The 17,496-nt window shown below is 59.2% G+C and carries 16 protein-coding genes; 7 read left to right on the forward strand and 9 right to left on the reverse strand.

The window, feature by feature from the left end:
- Window positions 1-83: 83 nt before the first annotated feature.
- The 5 genes from hflD to AO064_RS28910 form a co-directional block, all read right to left on the reverse strand.
- Complete coding sequence (hflD, locus tag AO064_RS28890) at window positions 84-707, reverse strand: high frequency lysogenization protein HflD (protein WP_012724946.1); 624 nt, start codon at window positions 705-707, stop codon at window positions 84-86.
- On the reverse strand, window positions 704-1,828 hold the full coding sequence (gene mnmA, locus AO064_RS28895; protein WP_012724945.1) for a tRNA 2-thiouridine(34) synthase MnmA: 1,125 nt from the start codon (window positions 1,826-1,828) through the stop codon (window positions 704-706). The genes hflD and mnmA overlap by 4 nt, the downstream gene beginning before the upstream one ends.
- A gap of 59 nt (window positions 1,829-1,887) precedes the next feature.
- Window positions 1,888-2,334 (reverse strand): NUDIX hydrolase, encoded by a 447-nt coding sequence (locus tag AO064_RS28900; protein WP_064055392.1) that lies wholly within the window; start codon window positions 2,332-2,334, stop codon window positions 1,888-1,890.
- A 67-nt stretch (window positions 2,335-2,401) separates the two neighbouring features.
- Window positions 2,402-2,803, reverse strand: coding sequence for a carbohydrate-binding module family 20 domain-containing protein (locus AO064_RS28905; RefSeq protein WP_064055393.1), 402 nt, complete (start codon window positions 2,801-2,803; stop codon window positions 2,402-2,404).
- Between the two features lie 179 nt (window positions 2,804-2,982).
- The gene (locus AO064_RS28910; RefSeq protein WP_064055394.1) at window positions 2,983-5,208 is read right to left on the reverse strand and encodes an NADP-dependent isocitrate dehydrogenase; all 2,226 of its coding nucleotides are present in this window, start codon (window positions 5,206-5,208) and stop codon (window positions 2,983-2,985) included.
- A 493-nt stretch (window positions 5,209-5,701) separates the two neighbouring features.
- Here AO064_RS28910 and icd point away from each other — a divergent pair, with 493 nt between their 5' ends.
- Window positions 5,702-6,958 (forward strand): NADP-dependent isocitrate dehydrogenase, encoded by a 1,257-nt coding sequence (icd, locus tag AO064_RS28915; RefSeq protein WP_064055395.1) that lies wholly within the window; start codon window positions 5,702-5,704, stop codon window positions 6,956-6,958.
- Window positions 6,959-7,030: 72 nt separating this feature from the next.
- Here icd and cspD read toward each other — a convergent pair whose 3' ends face one another.
- Window positions 7,031-7,339 (reverse strand): cold shock domain-containing protein CspD, encoded by a 309-nt coding sequence (gene cspD, locus AO064_RS28920; protein ID WP_064055432.1) that lies wholly within the window; start codon window positions 7,337-7,339, stop codon window positions 7,031-7,033.
- Window positions 7,340-7,564: 225 nt separating this feature from the next.
- Here cspD and clpS point away from each other — a divergent pair, with 225 nt between their 5' ends.
- Entirely contained in the window at window positions 7,565-7,933 is a 369-nt protein-coding gene (gene clpS, locus AO064_RS28925; protein ID WP_010567912.1) for an ATP-dependent Clp protease adapter ClpS, read from the forward strand.
- Window positions 7,934-7,962: 29 nt separating this feature from the next.
- Window positions 7,963-10,233, forward strand: a complete 2,271-nt coding sequence (gene clpA, locus AO064_RS28930; RefSeq protein WP_012724940.1) for an ATP-dependent Clp protease ATP-binding subunit ClpA — start codon at window positions 7,963-7,965, stop codon at window positions 10,231-10,233.
- A gap of 183 nt (window positions 10,234-10,416) precedes the next feature.
- Here the strand turns inward: clpA and infA are convergent, their stop codons facing one another.
- From infA to aat, 3 genes are all read right to left on the reverse strand, one after another.
- Window positions 10,417-10,635, reverse strand: a complete 219-nt coding sequence (gene infA / locus AO064_RS28935; RefSeq protein ID WP_002553999.1) for a translation initiation factor IF-1 — start codon at window positions 10,633-10,635, stop codon at window positions 10,417-10,419.
- A 100-nt stretch (window positions 10,636-10,735) separates the two neighbouring features.
- Complete coding sequence (locus tag AO064_RS28940) at window positions 10,736-11,443, reverse strand: arginyltransferase (protein ID WP_012724939.1); 708 nt, start codon at window positions 11,441-11,443, stop codon at window positions 10,736-10,738.
- Window positions 11,444-11,498: 55 nt separating this feature from the next.
- Entirely contained in the window at window positions 11,499-12,179 is a 681-nt protein-coding gene (aat, locus tag AO064_RS28945) for a leucyl/phenylalanyl-tRNA--protein transferase (protein WP_064055396.1), read from the reverse strand.
- A gap of 496 nt (window positions 12,180-12,675) precedes the next feature.
- Between aat and AO064_RS28950 the strand changes: the two genes are divergently transcribed.
- From AO064_RS28950 to crcB, 4 genes are read left to right on the forward strand one after another with little or no spacing between them, the layout of a single operon-like run.
- Window positions 12,676-15,084, forward strand: a complete 2,409-nt coding sequence (locus tag AO064_RS28950) for a DNA translocase FtsK (protein ID WP_064055397.1) — start codon at window positions 12,676-12,678, stop codon at window positions 15,082-15,084.
- Window positions 15,085-15,138: 54 nt separating this feature from the next.
- The gene (gene lolA, locus AO064_RS28955; RefSeq protein WP_064055398.1) at window positions 15,139-15,762 is read left to right on the forward strand and encodes an outer membrane lipoprotein periplasmic chaperone LolA; all 624 of its coding nucleotides are present in this window, start codon (window positions 15,139-15,141) and stop codon (window positions 15,760-15,762) included.
- 23 nt (window positions 15,763-15,785) lie between these two features.
- Window positions 15,786-17,108: a replication-associated recombination protein A gene (locus AO064_RS28960; protein WP_049712683.1), complete on the forward strand. Its 1,323-nt coding sequence runs from the start codon at window positions 15,786-15,788 to the stop codon at window positions 17,106-17,108.
- Window positions 17,108-17,482, forward strand: a complete 375-nt coding sequence (gene crcB, locus AO064_RS28965) for a fluoride efflux transporter CrcB (protein ID WP_012724934.1) — start codon at window positions 17,108-17,110, stop codon at window positions 17,480-17,482. The genes AO064_RS28960 and crcB overlap by 1 nt, the downstream gene beginning before the upstream one ends.
- The last annotated feature ends 14 nt before the right edge of the window (window positions 17,483-17,496 follow it).

Raw genomic sequence — 17,496 nt, forward strand, 5'->3', positions numbered from 1 at the left:
CATACATGAAAAAATCCGCCGGTCCGTTGCCAACTGACCGGCGTATTACGCGTAACGGCTTGAAAAAGGCCTGCTGGTGCGACTTATTCGTTGCGCATCAACGGGTAAAGCTCTTTGAGTAATTTGCGTCGGCTGATCACCAGTTGCCAACGATGTCCGCCCAACTGGCGCCACAACCGTGCCGAGCGAATACCGGCCAGGAGCAGGGCGCGGATTTTCGAGGCGTTGTTCGGTTGCTGCAGGTTGCGCATGTCGCCGTGGACCTGGATCCGCTGGCGCAAGGTGCTCAAGGTGTCCTGGTACAGCGCACCGCAGGCGGCAACCACGTTTTCGTGGGCCGGGCCGAAGTGTTCCACTTGGGATTGGATTTGCGGCAGGCGCTTACCGATGACCTCCAGCATGTCCTCGCGCTTGGCCAGTTGACGCTCCAGGCCGAGCATCGACAAGGCATAGCGCAACGGCTCGCGCTGCAGGGTGCTGGGGTCGCGCTCCAGGGCACCGATCAGTGCGCGGTAGCCTTCACGCAGCGCCAGGTCGTCGCCCCCGTAGACTTCCAGGGTGTCCTTGGGGTCGCGGATCAACAGGCTGCCGAGCATGCAGGTCAGGCCTGCCTCGGTGACCTGTCCGGTCTTGGCGATCTTGTCCACCAGCACGGCAGCAAGGAAAACCCCGCCGAGTGCCGTCAATTGCTCCTGGGTCGGGCTCATGCCGGGTTGCTCCAGGCTTCGGCGACTTCAATCACGCCGCCGCCCAGGCAGATTTCGCCGTCATAGAACACCACGGACTGGCCCGGGGTGACCGCGCGTTGCGGGTCATCGAAGGTGGCCCGGTAGCCAGTGGCGGTTTTTTCCAGGGTGCAAGGCTGGTCGCCCTGGCGATAGCGCACTTTGGCGGTCAGGCGGCGTGGCGTGCTCAGGTCGATCGGGTTGACCCAATAGATCTCGGAAGCCAGCAGCGCGCCGGAGAACAGCAGCGGGTGTTCGTTGCCCTGGCCGACGATCAACACGTTATTGTCCAGGTCCTTGACCAGCACGTACCACGGCTCTTCACCGGCGTCTTTCAGGCCACCGATGCCCAGGCCCTGACGCTGGCCGATGGTGTGGTACATCAGGCCGTGGTGGCGGCCGATCACTTCACCGTCGGTGGTCTTGATTTCACCCGGCTGCGCCGGCAGGTACTGCTTGAGGAAGTCGCTGAAGCGGCGTTCGCCGATAAAGCAGATCCCGGTGGAATCTTTCTTCTTGGCGGTGGCCAGGCCATGTTTCTCGGCAATCTTGCGCACTTCGGGTTTTTCCAGTTCGCCCACCGGGAACAGGGTCTTGGCGATCTGTTCACCGCCGACGGCGTGCAGGAAGTAGCTCTGGTCCTTGTTCGGGTCCAGGCCCTTGAGCAGTTCGGTGCGGCCATCGATATCGCGGCGGCGCACGTAGTGGCCAGTGGCAATCAGGTCGGCGCCGAGCATCATGGCGTAGTCGAGGAACGCCTTGAACTTGATTTCACGGTTGCACAGGATGTCCGGGTTCGGCGTGCGGCCGGCCTTGTATTCGGCCAGGAAGTGCTCGAACACATTGTCCCAGTACTCGGCGGCGAAGTTGGCGGTGTGCAGCTTGATGCCAATCTTATCGCACACGGCCTGGGCGTCCGCCAGGTCGTCCATGGCGGTGCAGTATTCCGTTCCATCGTCTTCTTCCCAGTTCTTCATGAACAGGCCTTCCACCTCATAACCCTGCTCCATGAGCAGAACGGCGGAAACGGAAGAATCCACGCCGCCGGACATGCCGACGATAACGCGCTTCTTTTGTGTGTCAGAAGGGGCTGGATCACGCATAGGGTTTCAACGGGTGTCTTGAAAAAGGACGCGATTCTAGCAGGCCTGGGCCCGCAAGGCTAAAGAGAAGGGCGGATCAATTCCAGGCTGTGGCGCTGGCCGGCCAGATAATCGTCGATACAGCGGATGATCAGCTCGCTGCGCCAGTCGTCGCGCAGCGCCATCAGCTCGTCACGGGTCAGCCAGCGGGCGCGCAGGATGCCTTCGTCGAGTTGATAGTCCGGGTGGTGCTTCAGGGCTTTGGCGGTGAAGCAGACCCGCTGGTAGGTCACGCCATTGCTGGGGGCGGTGTAGAGGTAGATGCCGACGATACCGGTGGCTTCGACATCCCAGCCGGTCTCCTCAAGGGTTTCGCGCACGGCGGCTTCGGTCAGGGTTTCATGCGGGTCGAGGTGGCCGGCGGGCTGGTTGAGCACGGCGCGGCCGCCTTTGAGCTCTTCGACCATCAGGAAGCGGCCGTTGTCTTCGACGAGGGTGGCGACAGTGATGTGGGGTTGCCAGGTCATAAGCGGGTCTCAAGTACGGAGGGGTGTGTATCGTGTCCGCATGATACGCCTGGCAATGTCGGGCGGCTTAGACTGTGCCAGTGGTTTGCACTGTCGGGGAAAATATCAGTATCGCCTCGTTGTTTGGGTCGGGCTGCCATTTTTGAACGTCTGAGGCGTTATTCTCATTGCGGATAATGCACTTCCATTCCACTTTTTCATTGAGCTTAACATTGGAAAATCCCACCAAGCCGGTCCAGGTCGGGTAATTCGAGGGGGTGAGTAAAACAGCTTTAGCTGGGGCCCAGTTTCCGATCTCCGGCAGCGACCCCACTACATAGACGCTATATCCGGGTTTCGTGATGCCATTTTTGCATGTGAAGTCGGCGTGGAGGAAATAGCTTATTTGGACATTTTGACCGGCATTCGCTAATGGCAGCAATGCAAGTAAGACAGCGTAAAGCGGTACTGAAATATTGGTGTGTCGCATTTGAGAGTCTCCTGTTCTTTGGGCATTAGCCGCATTTGCAGGATGGCCTCTGGGGGGCGTCAGGTAACCTGTTAAAGCTAACAGTTCATTAGAGTCTTTCGAGATAACACTTCCCTTGCAGTGGCCTGAAAACACAAACCCCGGCACATGGCCGGGGTTCGTGGTATCGCCTTACAACCTTACTTCAACTTGGCAATCGCCGCGTTGAGGGTGTTGCTTGGGCGCATGGCCTTGCTGGTCAGCTCAGGGTTCGGCGCGTAGTAGCCGCCGATGTCCACTGGCTTGCCCTGTACGGCGTTGAGCTCGGCCACGATGGTGGCTTCGTTCGCGGCCAGGGTCTTGGCCAGTTCGCCGAACTGCGCTTGCAGGGCAGTGTCTTCGGTCTGGGCGGCCAGGGCTTGAGCCCAGTACAGCGCCAGGTAGAAGTGGCTGCCGCGGTTGTCGATGTTGCCGACTTTGCGCGATGGCGACTTGTTGTTGTCAAGGAACTGGCCAGTGGCCTGGTCCAGGGTCTTGGACAGTACCAAGGCTTTCGGGTTGTTGTACGTCACACCCAAATGCTCAAGGGAGGCGGCCAGGGCCAGGAACTCACCCAGGGAGTCCCAGCGCAGGAAGTTTTCTTCCAGCAGCTGCTGCACGTGCTTCGGAGCCGAACCGCCGGCGCCGGTTTCAAACAGGCCACCGCCGTTCATCAGCGGCACGATCGACAGCATCTTGGCGCTGGTGCCCAGTTCCATGATCGGGAACAGGTCGGTCAGGTAGTCACGCAGTACGTTACCGGTCACCGAGATGGTGTCCAGGCCCTTGCGGGTACGCTCCAGAGTGAACTTCATCGCGTCGACCGGCGACATGATGCGGATGTCCAGGCCTTCGGTGTTGTGGTCTTTCAGGTAGGCCTGAACTTTCTCGATCACGACGCCATCGTGTGCACGCTTAGGGTCCAGCCAGAAAATGGCCGGGGTGTTGCTGGCGCGGGCACGGTTGACGGCCAGTTTGACCCAGTCCTGGATCGGCGCGTCTTGGGTCTGGCACATGCGGAAGATGTCGCCAGCCTCGACTTTCTGTTCCATCAGCAGGTTGCCCTTGCTGTCGGTCACGCGGACGACGCCGTCAGCCTTGACCTGGAAGGTCTTGTCGTGGGAGCCGTACTCTTCAGCCTTTTTCGCCATCAGGCCAACGTTTGGCACGCTGCCCATGGTGGTAGGGTCGAAAGCGCCGTTGGCTTTGCACTCTTCGATCACCGCCTGGTAGATGGTGGCGTAGCAGCGATCCGGGATCACGGCCTTGGTGTCGTGCAGTTGGCCGTCGGTGCCCCACATTTTGCCGGAGTCACGGATCATGGCCGGCATCGAGGCGTCGACGATGACGTCGCTCGGTACGTGCAGGTTGGTGATGCCTTTGTCGGAGTTGACCATCGCCAGGGAAGGGCGAGCGGCGTAGACCGCTTGAATGTCAGCTTCGATCTGCGCTTGCTGATCACTAGGCAAGGCCTTGATGCGCGCGTACAGGTCGCCTATGCCGTTGTTCAGGTTGAAGCCGATCTGTGCCAGCACGTCGGCGTGCTTGGCCAGGGCGTCTTTATAGAACTCGGCAACGATCTGGCCGAACATGATCGGGTCGGAGACCTTCATCATGGTGGCTTTCAGGTGAACCGACAGCAGTACGCCTTGCTTCTTGGCGTCTTCGATTTCAGCGGCGATGAAGCTGCGCAGGGCTTTTTTGCTCAGCACGGCGCTGTCGATGATTTCGCCGGCCTTGACCGTGGTCTTTTCTTTCAGGACGGTGGTAGTGCCGTCTTGAGCGACCAGCTCGATTTTGACAGCGTCAGCGGCTTCGATCTGTACGGATTTTTCGCTGCCGTAGAAGTCGCCGCTGCTCATGTGGGCAACGTGGGACTTGGAGTCGGCAGCCCAGGCGCCCATTTTGTGCGGGTGCTTGCGTGCATAGTTCTTGACCGACAGCGGTGCGCGACGGTCGGAGTTGCCTTCGCGCAGTACCGGGTTCACGGCGCTGCCCTTGACCTTGTCGTAACGTGCACGGGTTTCTTTTTCCGCGTCGGTGGTTACGGTTTCCGGGTAGTCCGGCAGGGCGTAGCCCTGGGCCTGCAATTCCTTGATCGCGGCTTGCAGCTGCGGGGTCGAGGCGCTGATGTTAGGCAGCTTGATGATGTTGGCTTCAGGTGTAACGGCCAGGTCGCCCAGTTCGGCGAGGTGGTCCGGGATAGCCTTGGTGCCCAGTTGCTCGGGGAAGCTTGCGAGGATGCGCCCTGCGAGGGAGATGTCGCGGGTTTCCACGGCAATATCAGCGGAAGCGGTGAAGGCCTCTACGATAGGCAGCAGTGAATAGGTGGCGAGGGCTGGGGCTTCGTCGGTGAAGGTATAGATGATCTTCGAGCGGGTGGGCATATTCGGATTAACTCTCTTCTTTGCTGAAAGCGTGCGCAGAAACTCGAGATGCGCCGGGTGGAGCGCGTTCGTTCAAAGTCATCCATGAGCGAAATGTCGAGGTTTCTTCGCGGTGATGTTGGGTTGCATCAGTCGAGCGTCAAGCGGGTGGACTATTGTATTAGCCCTGCTTTGTAGCGGAAGGCGCTGTTCTAGAGCGGTCCGCCGTCGTGACTCTTTGGTCAGCGGCGGCATTATACATAGGTCGCTATGCTTACGCCGAGCCTTCATACAAAAGGTGTGTCGTCCATTGGTCTAAAGGTCGCAGGTGCCGGGATACGCCTAAAGTCGCACGATGTGCTCAAGATTGGCGCTTTTCCCTTTGCTTTCAGGCTTGTAGGCGACAATTTATGCTGTTTTCGATGCAAATGAGCATGGCGCGAGGTTTCAGTCGCCATTTATCTGGAGTAGGCTCGAACGCAGCCAGATGTTTAATCCATAGATGGAGTTCAGCATGGGATACAAGAAGATTCAGGTTCCGGCAGTCGGCGACAAAATCACCGTCAATGCAGACCATTCTCTCAATGTTCCTGACCAACCGATCATCCCTTACATCGAAGGTGACGGTATTGGCGTCGACATCAGCCCGGTGATGATCAAGGTGGTCGACGCAGCTGTTGAAAAGGCCTACGGCGGCAAGCGCAAAATCTCGTGGATGGAGGTTTACGCCGGTGAGAAGGCGACCCAAGTCTACGACCAGGACACCTGGCTGCCCCAGGAAACCCTGGATGCGGTCAAGGATTACGTGGTGTCCATCAAGGGGCCGCTGACCACGCCGGTCGGTGGCGGCATCCGTTCGCTGAACGTGGCCCTGCGTCAGCAACTCGACCTGTACGTGTGCCTGCGCCCGGTGCGCTGGTTCGAAGGCGTGCCCAGCCCGGTCAAGAAGCCAGGCGATGTGGACATGACCATCTTCCGCGAGAACTCCGAAGACATTTACGCCGGGATCGAATGGAAGGCTGGTTCGCCGGAGGCGACCAAGGTCATCAAGTTCCTCAAGGAAGAAATGGGCGTCACCAAGATCCGTTTCGACCAGGATTGCGGGATCGGCATCAAGCCGGTATCGCTGGAGGGCACTAAGCGTCTGGCGCGCAAGGCCCTGCAATATGTGGTGGATAATGACCGCGATTCGCTGACTATCGTGCACAAAGGCAACATCATGAAGTTCACCGAAGGGGCCTTCAAGGAGTGGGCCTACGAAGTGGCGGCGCAAGAGTTCGGCGCGACGTTGCTCGATGGTGGGCCGTGGATGCAGTTCAAGAACCCGAAGACCGGCAAGAATGTAGTGGTCAAAGATGCGATTGCCGACGCGATGCTCCAGCAAATCCTGCTGCGTCCGGCTGAGTATGACGTGATCGCCACCCTCAACCTGAACGGTGACTACCTGTCTGATGCCCTGGCGGCGGAAGTGGGCGGTATCGGTATCGCGCCGGGGGCCAACTTGTCCGACACTGTGGCGATGTTCGAGGCAACCCATGGTACTGCGCCTAAATATGCAGGCAAGGACCAGGTCAACCCAGGTTCGTTGATTCTGTCGGCAGAGATGATGTTGCGCCACATGGGCTGGACCGAGGCGGCTGACTTGATTATCAAGGGCACCAACGGTGCGATTTCGGCCAAGACCGTGACCTATGACTTCGAGCGCCTGATGGAGGGTGCGAAGCTGGTGTCGTCGTCGGGCTTTGGGGATGCGTTGATTTCGCATATGTAAGTCGAGCTATAAAAAATCGGCCATTCTGTTGAGTCAGAATGGCCGTTTCTTTAGCTGTTCACTCAAGGCTGATCAGGCCGTTTGTTTCTTTTTTGATTGAGTGCGCTGATCTGTCATGGGCTTCGTTTCGTGTGTTTCGTCGTGGGCTATTCCGGGCGTTGCCGCGCAAGCTGCACAAATCGCAACAGCGTGCAGTCCCTTAGGTCCTTGAATGATTTCAAAGCTCACTTCCTGGCCTGCTTTCAGCGTCTTGTAGCCGTCCATATTGATTGCTGAATAATGCGCAAACAGGTCCTCGGTTTTACCTTCTTCGTTGATAAAGCCATATCCCTTGGCATTGTTAAACCATTTGACCTTGCCACTGATCTTGACGCCAGACATACCCATATCCCTCTGCACCAGACTCCATCACTGGAGTATCATCCAGTTTATCCGTCCTAACCCGAATAAATAAGGTTGACTGCGCGGACCTTTTTTACCCACTGTGGGTTCTATTGGTTGTAACACCGTTTCGCCGATAGTCAAGGCGACCGATCGGTCAGCAGTTGAAATTCTGACAGGTCGCCCCCACCACTGTATTTGAACCACTGACGAACCTTTCTTTCCATGCATGCAATCAGCCAGATTCGACTAACATTCAATCAGGATCGACCGGATCACGAACACGATGACGACGGTTCTGCAGGCATTGCTGTTCAGGAGGCCAAGCCTGCTTTACAGGCGCCGCCGATGTACAAGGTGGTTTTGTTCAATGATGACTACACACCGATGGATTTCGTGGTCGAAGTGCTCGAGGTGTTTTTTAACCTGAACCGCGAGTTGGCGACCAAGGTAATGCTGGCCGTTCACACAGAAGGACGGGCAGTATGTGGAGTGTTTACCCGCGACATCGCCGAGACAAAGGCCATGCAGGTCAACCAGTACGCCAGGGAAAGCCAGCATCCGCTACTCTGTGAAATCGAGAAGGACGGTTAACGCCGACCACTTGGGTATGAGGTGAAGCTATGTTAAACCGCGAGCTCGAAGTCACCCTCAATCTTGCCTTCAAGGAGGCCCGTTCGAAACGTCATGAATTCATGACCGTCGAACACCTGCTGCTGGCACTTTTGGATAACGAAGCTGCCGCCACCGTTCTACGTGCGTGCGGCGCCAACCTCGACAAACTCAAGCACGACCTGCAGGAGTTTATCGACTCCACCACGCCACTGATCCCCGTGCACGACGAGGACCGTGAAACCCAGCCAACCCTGGGCTTCCAGCGGGTATTGCAGCGCGCTGTTTTCCACGTTCAGAGCTCCGGTAAGCGTGAAGTCACGGGCGCCAATGTGCTTGTGGCCATTTTCAGCGAACAGGAAAGCCAGGCAGTGTTCCTGCTCAAACAGCAGAGCGTTGCCCGTATTGATGTCGTCAATTACATCGCCCACGGTATCTCCAAAGTGCCTGGGCACGGCGATCATTCCGAGGGTGAGCAGGAAATGCAGGACGACGAGGGCGGTGAGTCTTCTTCTTCGGGCAATCCACTGGATGCCTATGCCAGCAACCTCAACGAACTGGCGCGCCAGGGGCGGATCGATCCGCTGGTGGGGCGCGAGCTTGAGGTTGAGCGTGTAGCGCAGATCCTCGCGCGTCGTCGCAAGAACAACCCGTTGCTGGTGGGTGAGGCGGGCGTGGGTAAAACCGCGATTGCCGAGGGCCTGGCCAAGCGCATCGTCGATAACCAGGTGCCGGACCTGCTGGCAAACAGCGTGGTCTACTCCCTGGACCTGGGCGCCTTGCTCGCCGGGACCAAGTACCGTGGTGATTTCGAGAAACGCTTCAAGGCGTTGCTGGGTGAACTGAAAAAACGCCCTCAGGCGATTTTGTTCATCGACGAGATCCACACCATCATCGGTGCCGGTGCGGCGTCCGGCGGGGTAATGGATGCCTCCAACCTCCTCAAGCCGCTGCTCTCGTCGGGCGATATCCGCTGCATCGGTTCGACCACGTTCCAGGAATTCCGTGGCATCTTCGAGAAAGACCGTGCCTTGGCGCGTCGCTTCCAGAAGGTCGATGTGTCCGAGCCTTCAGTCGAAGACACCATCGGTATCCTGCGCGGGCTCAAGGGGCGTTTCGAAGCGCACCATGGCATCGAGTACACCGATGAGGCTCTGCGTGCGGCTGCTGAGCTCGCATCGCGCTACATCAATGACCGGCACATGCCGGACAAAGCCATCGATGTGATCGACGAGGCGGGCGCCTACCAGCGCCTGCAGCCGGTCGAGAAGCGTGTGAAGCGCATCGACGTTGCTCAGGTCGAGGACATCGTGGCCAAGATCGCGCGGATTCCGCCTAAACACGTCAACAGTTCCGATAAGGAGCTGCTGCGTAACCTGGAGCGCGACCTCAAGCTCACCGTGTTCGGCCAGGATGCAGCCATCGACGCGCTGTCCACCGCGATCAAGCTGTCGCGTGCGGGCCTCAAGTCGCCGGACAAGCCTGTCGGTTCGTTCCTGTTCGCAGGCCCGACCGGCGTCGGCAAGACCGAAGCGGCACGGCAGTTGGCCAAGGCCATGGGTATTGAACTGGTGCGGTTCGACATGTCCGAGTACATGGAGCGCCACACGGTATCGCGCCTGATCGGTGCGCCTCCGGGTTATGTCGGTTTCGATCAGGGCGGCCTGTTGACCGAAGCGATCACCAAGCAGCCGCACTGCGTATTGCTGCTCGATGAAATCGAGAAGGCTCACCCCGAAGTCTTCAACCTGCTGCTGCAGGTGATGGACCACGGCACCCTGACCGACAACAACGGGCGCAAGGCGGACTTCCGCAATGTGATCGTGATCATGACCACCAACGCCGGTGCCGAAACGGCTGCGCGGGCTTCGATCGGCTTCAGTCATCAAGATCACTCTTCCGATGCCATGGAAGTGATCAAGAAGAGCTTCACGCCGGAGTTCCGCAACCGCCTGGACACCATCATCCAGTTTGGTCGCCTCAGCCATGAGGTTATCAAAAGCGTGGTGGACAAGTTCCTCACCGAGCTTCAGGCGCAGTTGGAAGACAAGCGCGTGCAACTGGAAGTCTCCGAGGCGGCGCGCAGTTGGATCGCCGAGGGTGGCTACGACGCGGCAATGGGCGCACGTCCCATGGCACGTCTGATCCAGGACAAGATCAAGCGGCCATTGGCCGAAGAGATCCTGTTCGGCGAGCTCTCCGACCATGGTGGCGTGGTGCACATCGACCTCAAGGATGGCGAGCTGACCTTCGAGTTCGAAACCACGGCTGAAATGGCCTGATCGATAGCTGCGGGTGCCAATGTGGGAGGGGGCTTGCTCCCGATAGCAGTGTTTCAGTCGCTACATGAGTGACTGATCTACCGCTATCGGGGGCAAGTCCCCTCCCACATTTTGTTTTGGCACTTGGTAAATAGCACGCACACAAAAACGCCCGGCATAACCGGGCGTCTTGTATTGACTTGCTTAGCGAGCGCGGTAAGTGATGCGCCCTTTGCTCAAGTCATAGGGCGTCAGCTCGACGCGCACTTTGTCACCGGTAAGAATACGAATGTAGTTCTTGCGCATCTTGCCGGAGATATGCGCGGTTACGACGTGCCCATTTTCCAACTCCACACGAAACATGGTGTTGGGCAGGGTGTCGACGACAGTGCCTTCCATTTCGAAGCTGTCTTCTTTCGACATGCAGTAAAGCCCTCGGTATCCAGTGAATGGCCCGGTGCAACTGCGCCAGGCAAAAGCGGCGTGCATTGTGCCCGAAAAAGGGTGTTTAAGCCAAGGGGTTCTAGTTAAGTGTTACCCATCTTTGATTAATCAGCAGTTCAATAGGCCGGTATTGGGTCTTGTAATTCATCTTTTTGCAGTTCTTGATCCAGTATCCGAGGTACACCGCCTCCAGTTCCTGGCGCAGTGCCTCACCGATTTGCCAGAGGATCGCAAAGCGTCCCAGGCTGCGGCGTTCTTCGGCCGGCTCGTAGAAGGTGTAGACCGCTGACAGGCCGTTAGGCAGCAAATCGGTCACGGCAACGGCCACCAGTCGGCCGTCTGCGCGAAACTCGTAGAAGCGCGAGAAGGGCAGGTCGCGCACCAGGAAGGTAGAGAACTGGTCGCGGCTGGGCGGGAACATATCGCCATCGGCGTGTCGCTCCTCGATATAGCGCTGGTAAAGGTCGAAGTATTCTTCGGTAAACCGAGGCTTGGCCGGCATCACTGTGAGGTCGGCGTTGCGCTTGAGGATGCGTTTCTGGTTGCGGTCCGGCAGAAACTGCGCCACGGGGATGCGTGCCGGTACACAGGCATTGCAGTTCTGGCAGTGAGGCCGGTACAGATGATCGCCGCTGCGCCGAAAACCCATCTCCGACAGGTCGGCATACACATGCACGTCCATAGGCTGGCTGGGGTCGAGGAACAGCGTGGTGGCCTGCTCGTCGGGCAGATAGCTGCAAGAGTGGGGTTGAGTGGCATAAAACTTCAAACGCGCCAACTCGGTCATGATCAACCCTCGGATAAGCTTTCAAATAAGTGTAAGCCAGGAGCGCGCAAGTCGCCTAAGAAACCCACGGTCCAGTGTTGGGTTGGTCCAGATGGTCGCGCAGGAAACCTGCGAAGTCGCTGCGGGAGATGGCGCGGGCACCCAGGCTGTGCAGGTGATCGTTGGGCATCTGGCAGTCGATCAGTACAAAACCCCAGGCCTGCAATTGGCGGGTCAGGGTGGCGAAGCCGAATTTTGAAGCGTTGTCGGCGCGGCTGAACATGGATTCGCCGAAAAACAGCTGGCCCATCGCCAGGCCATACAGGCCGCCCACCAGTTCACCGTTGTCCCAAACCTCCACCGAATGCGCATAGCCGCGCTGGTGCAGTGCCAAGTAGGCGTTCTGGATGCTCTCGGTGATCCAGGTGCCGTCGGCATAGGCGCGCGGTGCTGCGCACGCTTGAATGACGGCAGCGAAGTCCTGGTCGAAGGTCACGGTGTAGCGCTGCTGGCGCAACAATTTGCCCAGGCTGCGCGATATATGCAGCTCGTCGGGGAATATCACCGTGCGGGGATCGGGCGACCACCAGAGGATCGGCTGGCCCTGCGAAAACCACGGGAAACAACCGTGGCGGTAGGCTTGGATCAGTCGCTCGACCGATAAATCGCCACCGGCCGCGAGCAGGCCATTGGGTTCGCGCATGGCTTTGGCCAGCGGGGGGAATGTTAGTGAGTCGCGTTGTAACCAGGTCAGCATGGCATCCAGGCTTACGGAAGGGGAGGGGAGTGGGCAGCGATGGTGTCTGCCCCAAGGGTTGATTATTGTCGACGCAGCGCTCTGGGGCCAGTCCGAATCGGCCATTGACGCGCATTAGCGTGAGCGGGTGTTTCTGCAACTCTCTGCATAAGGCGTGGTCGTAATCGGGTCTGGCCCATGCAGGCATTTTGCCAAGCTTGCCTGGATTAGTAAAAACAGCTCATAAGCCTTTGTCAGCAAAGACAATGCATGCTCAAATTGGGCCTCTTGTGAGATGTCATTGGCCAGGCTGTTTGAAGAACGCCAAGCGGCGTGGCATCAGGCACACAAACCCGTACAATGCGGCCATTGTGGCGCTGCTGCCATTTCATCCAGCAATCGCCCGGTGTTAAAAGTAGATTCAACCACGCTCGTTCATTTTTCAGCTGCTCGGATTGGGCAGTATTTGCAGTCATTCAACAGATGGACGCGCTAAAGGCGCAGGAAAAGACCCGTTTTGAAGAAATCCGCCGCAACACCTAAAGCAGCAGTCGTGCCCGCTTGGCGCCAGCACCTGCATTATCGCCTCAAGGAAGGTGCGTTGATCGCCATCGGCGCGCTGTGCCTGTTCCTGATGATGGCCTTGCTGACGTACGGCAAGGACGATCCGGGCTGGAGCCATAACAGCAAGATCGAAGACGTGCAGAACTTCGGTGGGCCTGCCGGTTCCTACAGCGCCGATATCCTGTTCATGGTGCTGGGTTACTTCGCCTATATCTTCCCATTGCTGCTGGCGATCAAGACCTGGCAGATCTTCCGCCAGCGTCACGAGCCGTGGCAGTGGAGTGGCTGGCTGTTCTCCTGGCGGCTGATCGGCCTGGTGTTCCTGGTGTTGTCCGGGGCGGCATTGGCGCACATTCATTTCCATGCACCCACCGGCCTGCCGGCGGGCGCGGGCGGGGCGCTGGGCGAAAGCCTCGGCGACCTGGCGCGCAAGACCCTGAATATCCAGGGCAGCACCCTGATGTTCATCGCGCTGTTCCTGTTCGGCCTCACCGTGTTCACCGACCTGTCGTGGTTCAAGGTGATGGACGTGACCGGCAAAATTACCCTCGACCTGCTGGAGCTGTTCCAGGGCGCCGCCAACCGCTGGTGGGCGGCCCGCGTTGAGCGCAAGCGCATGGTGGCGCAGCTGCGTGAAGTGGACACCCGTGTCAACGAAGTCGTGGCCCCAAGCACACCGGACCGGCGTGAGCAGGCCAAGGTCAAGGAACGCCTGATCGAACGCGAGCAGGCCCTGAGCAAGCACATGTCGGACCGCGAGAAGCAGGTGCCGCCGGTGATCGCTCCCGCGCCGCCTAAACCGGCCGAGCCGAGCCATCGCGTGCAGAAAGAGAAGCAGGCGCCGCTGTTTGTCGACAGCGCCGTCGAAGGCACCTTGCCGCCGATCTCGATCCTCGACCCGGCCGAAAAGAAACAACTCAACTATTCGCCGGAATCCCTGGCGGCCGTCGGCCATCTGCTGGAAATCAAGCTCAAGGAATTCGGCGTTGAAGTGTCGGTGGACTCCATCCACCCAGGCCCGGTGATTACCCGGTATGAAATCCAGCCAGCCGCGGGGGTGAAGGTCAGCCGTATCTCCAACCTGGCGAAGGATTTGGCCCGTTCCCTGGCCGTAACCAGCGTGCGCGTGGTGGAAGTCATCCCCGGCAAGACCACCGTGGGTATCGAGATTCCCAACGAAGACCGCCAGATCGTGCGCTTCTCCGAGGTACTGTCGACGCCGGAATACGACAACTTCAAATCGCCGGTGACCCTGGCCCTGGGTCACGACATCGGCGGCAAGCCGGTGATCACCGACCTGGCGAAAATGCCCCACCTGCTGGTGGCCGGTACCACCGGCTCGGGTAAGTCGGTAGGTGTGAACGCGATGATCCTGTCGATCCTGTTCAAGTCCGGCCCGGACGACGCCAAGCTGATCATGATCGACCCGAAGATGTTGGAATTGTCGATCTACGAAGGCATCCCGCACCTGCTGTGCCCGGTGGTGACCGACATGAAGGACGCCGCCAACGCCCTGCGCTGGAGCGTGGCCGAGATGGAGCGTCGCTACAAGCTGATGGCGAAGATGGGCGTACGGAACCTGTCGGGCTTCAACGCCAAGGTCAAGGAAGCCCAGGACGCCGGTACACCGCTGACCGATCCGCTGTACAAGCGCGAAAGCATTCACGACGAAGCGCCGTTGTTGACCAAGCTGCCGACCATCGTGGTGGTGGTCGACGAATTCGCCGACATGATGATGATCGTCGGCAAGAAGGTTGAGGAACTGATCGCGCGTATTGCCCAGAAGGCCCGTGCCGCCGGTATTCACTTGATTCTTGCGACCCAGCGTCCGTCGGTGGACGTTATCACCGGCCTGATCAAGGCCAACATTCCGACGCGCATGGCGTTCCAGGTGTCGAGCAAGATCGACTCACGGACCATCATCGACCAGGGCGGCGCCGAACAACTGCTCGGCCACGGTGACATGCTCTACATGCCACCGGGCACCAGCCTGCCAATCCGGGTTCACGGCGCCTTCGTTTCCGACGATGAAGTCCACCGTGTGGTGGAAGCCTGGAAACTGCGCGGTGCGCCGGAGTACAACGACGACATCCTCGCGGGCGTTGAAGAGGCCAGCAGTGGCTTTGACGGCGGCAGCAGTGGTGGCGACGATGATGCCGAGACCGACGCGTTGTACGACGAAGCCGTGGCCTTTGTGCTGGAAAGCCGTCGCGCCTCGATCTCGGCGGTACAGCGCAAGCTGAAAATCGGCTACAACCGCGCCGCCCGCATGATCGAAGCCATGGAAAACGCCGGCGTCGTCACCGCAATGAACACCAACGGTTCGCGCGAAGTCATTGCCCCCGGGCAGATGCGCGACTGATCCCGTGCCGCGTGGCAACACGCGGCGCGCCCTGACTACTCAATGAGGACTCCCATGCGTCTTATCCGCATGCTGTTGTTGCCGGCACTGGCCCTGACTGCTGTTTCGGCGCACGCCGACCCGGCCTCTGTCGCCAGCCTGAAGAACCTGCTGGACAAATCCCAGACCCTGACCGCGCGCTTCTCCCAGATGACCCTGGATGCCGGTGGCACCCAGTTGCAGGAAACTGCCGGCGAAATGGCCGTGCAGCGCCCTGGCCTGTTCTACTGGCACACCGAAGGCAAGGCCGAGCAAACCATCGTTTCCGACGGCCAGAAGGTCACCCTGTGGGACCCGGACCTGGAGCAAGCGACCATCAAGAAGCTCGACCCGCGCTTGAACCAGACCCCGGCGCTGTTGCTGTCGGGTGATGTGTCGAAGATCAACGACAGTTTTGACATCACCTCCAAGCAAACCAGCAACGTGATCGAGTTCACCCTCAAGCCGAAATCCAAGGACACGCTGTTTGACACACTGTCCCTGTCGTTCGGCAACGGCGTGATCAATAACATGCGCCTGGTCGACAGCGTCGGCCAGCGCACCGATATCCTGTTCTCCGGGGTCAAGGCCAACCAGCCGGTGCCCGCGTCCAAGTTCAAGTTCGACATCCCCAAGGGTGCCGACGTGATCCAGGAATAATCTAGAGGTTTCAAACGCTGCCCATGGACCTGTTTCGAAGTGACCCGATTGCCCAGCCTTTGGCGGCGCGCTTGCGTTCGACCAACCTGGATGAGTACGTCGGTCAGGAACACCTGCTCGCTCGCGGCAAGCCTTTGCGCGAAGCCCTGGAGCAGGGCGCGCTGCATTCGATGATTTTCTGGGGGCCGCCGGGAGTGGGTAAGACCACCCTGGCACGGCTGCTGGCGAAGGTCTCCGACGCGCACTTCGAAACAGTCTCGGCGGTCCTCGCCGGGGTCAAGGAGATCCGCCAGGCGGTGGAAGTCGCCAAGCAGCAGGCCGGGCAATACGGCAAGCGCACCATCCTGTTTGTCGATGAAGTGCATCGCTTCAACAAATCGCAGCAGGATGCGTTCCTGCCCTATGTGGAAGACGGCACGCTGATCTTTATCGGCGCCACCACCGAAAACCCTTCGTTTGAGTTGAACAACGCCTTGCTTTCGCGGGCGCGCGTCTATGTGCTGAAAAGCCTGGACGAAGCGGCGATGCGAAAGCTGTTGCAGCGTGCGTTAAGCGAAGACAAGGGTCTGGGCAAGCGCCAGCTGAGTCTCAGCGATGAAGGCTTCAAGATTCTGATGAGCGCCGCAGACGGTGACGGGCGCCGCTTTCTCAACCTGCTGGAAAACGCCTCGGACCTCGCCGAAGACGGCAATGAAATTGGCGTCGACCTCCTGCAAAGCCTGCTCGGCGATACGCGTCGGCGCTTCGACAAGGGCGGCGAAGCCTTCTACGACCAGATCTCGGCGCTGCACAAATCTGTACGCGGTTCCAACCCGGACGGCGCGCTGTACTGGTTCGCGCGCATGATCGACGGCGGCTGCGACCCGCTGTACCTTGCCCGCCGCGTAGTGCGCATGGCCAGCGAAGACATCGGCAACGCCGACCCTCGTGCGCTGAGCCTGTGCCTGGCGGCGTGGGAAGTTCAGGAGCGCCTGGGCAGCCCGGAAGGCGAATTGGCGGTGGCCCAGGCCATTACCTATTTGGCCTGCGCACCTAAAAGCAACGCGGTGTACATGGGCTTCAAGTCCGCGCTGCGCGCCGCGGCCGAACACGGCTCCCTGGAAGTGCCGCTGCACCTGCGCAACGCGCCGACCAAGCTGATGAAACAACTGGGCTACGGTGATGAATACCGTTATGCCCATGATGAACCGGACGCCTATGCTGCCGGTGAAGATTACTTCCCCGACGACCTTGAGCCACAGCCGTTCTACCAGCCGGTGCCCCGTGGCCTGGAGCTGAAAATCGGTGAAAAGCTCAATCACCTCGCGCAACTCGACCGGCTCAGCCCCAAACAGCGGAGAAAGTAGTGTTTAAGACGATTCTTGCCGTGTCCGCAGCCGGCATCGCTGGTACATTATTGCGTTTCGCCGCTGGCACCTGGGTCAGCGCCAACTGGCCGAAGCATTTTTATGCGGCGACCCTGGCGGTCAACCTGGTGGGCTGCCTGATCATCGGGCTCTTGTACGGCTGGTTCCTGTTGCGCCCGGAAGTGCCGATTGAAATTCGTGCCGGCTTGATTGTCGGCTTTGTAGGCGGTCTGACGACCTTTTCATCCTTTTCACTGGATACGCTGCGCCTGCTGGAAAGCGGGCAGGCCCTGATAGCCTTCGGGTACCTGGGCATCAGCGTGTTCGGCGGGCTGCTCGCCACCTGGGCCGGCCTGTCCTTGACCAAACTTTGATAAACGAGAGACCG

This window comes from Pseudomonas marginalis (genome assembly GCF_001645105.1).
GTDB lineage: Bacteria > Pseudomonadota > Gammaproteobacteria > Pseudomonadales > Pseudomonadaceae > Aquipseudomonas > Aquipseudomonas petroselini.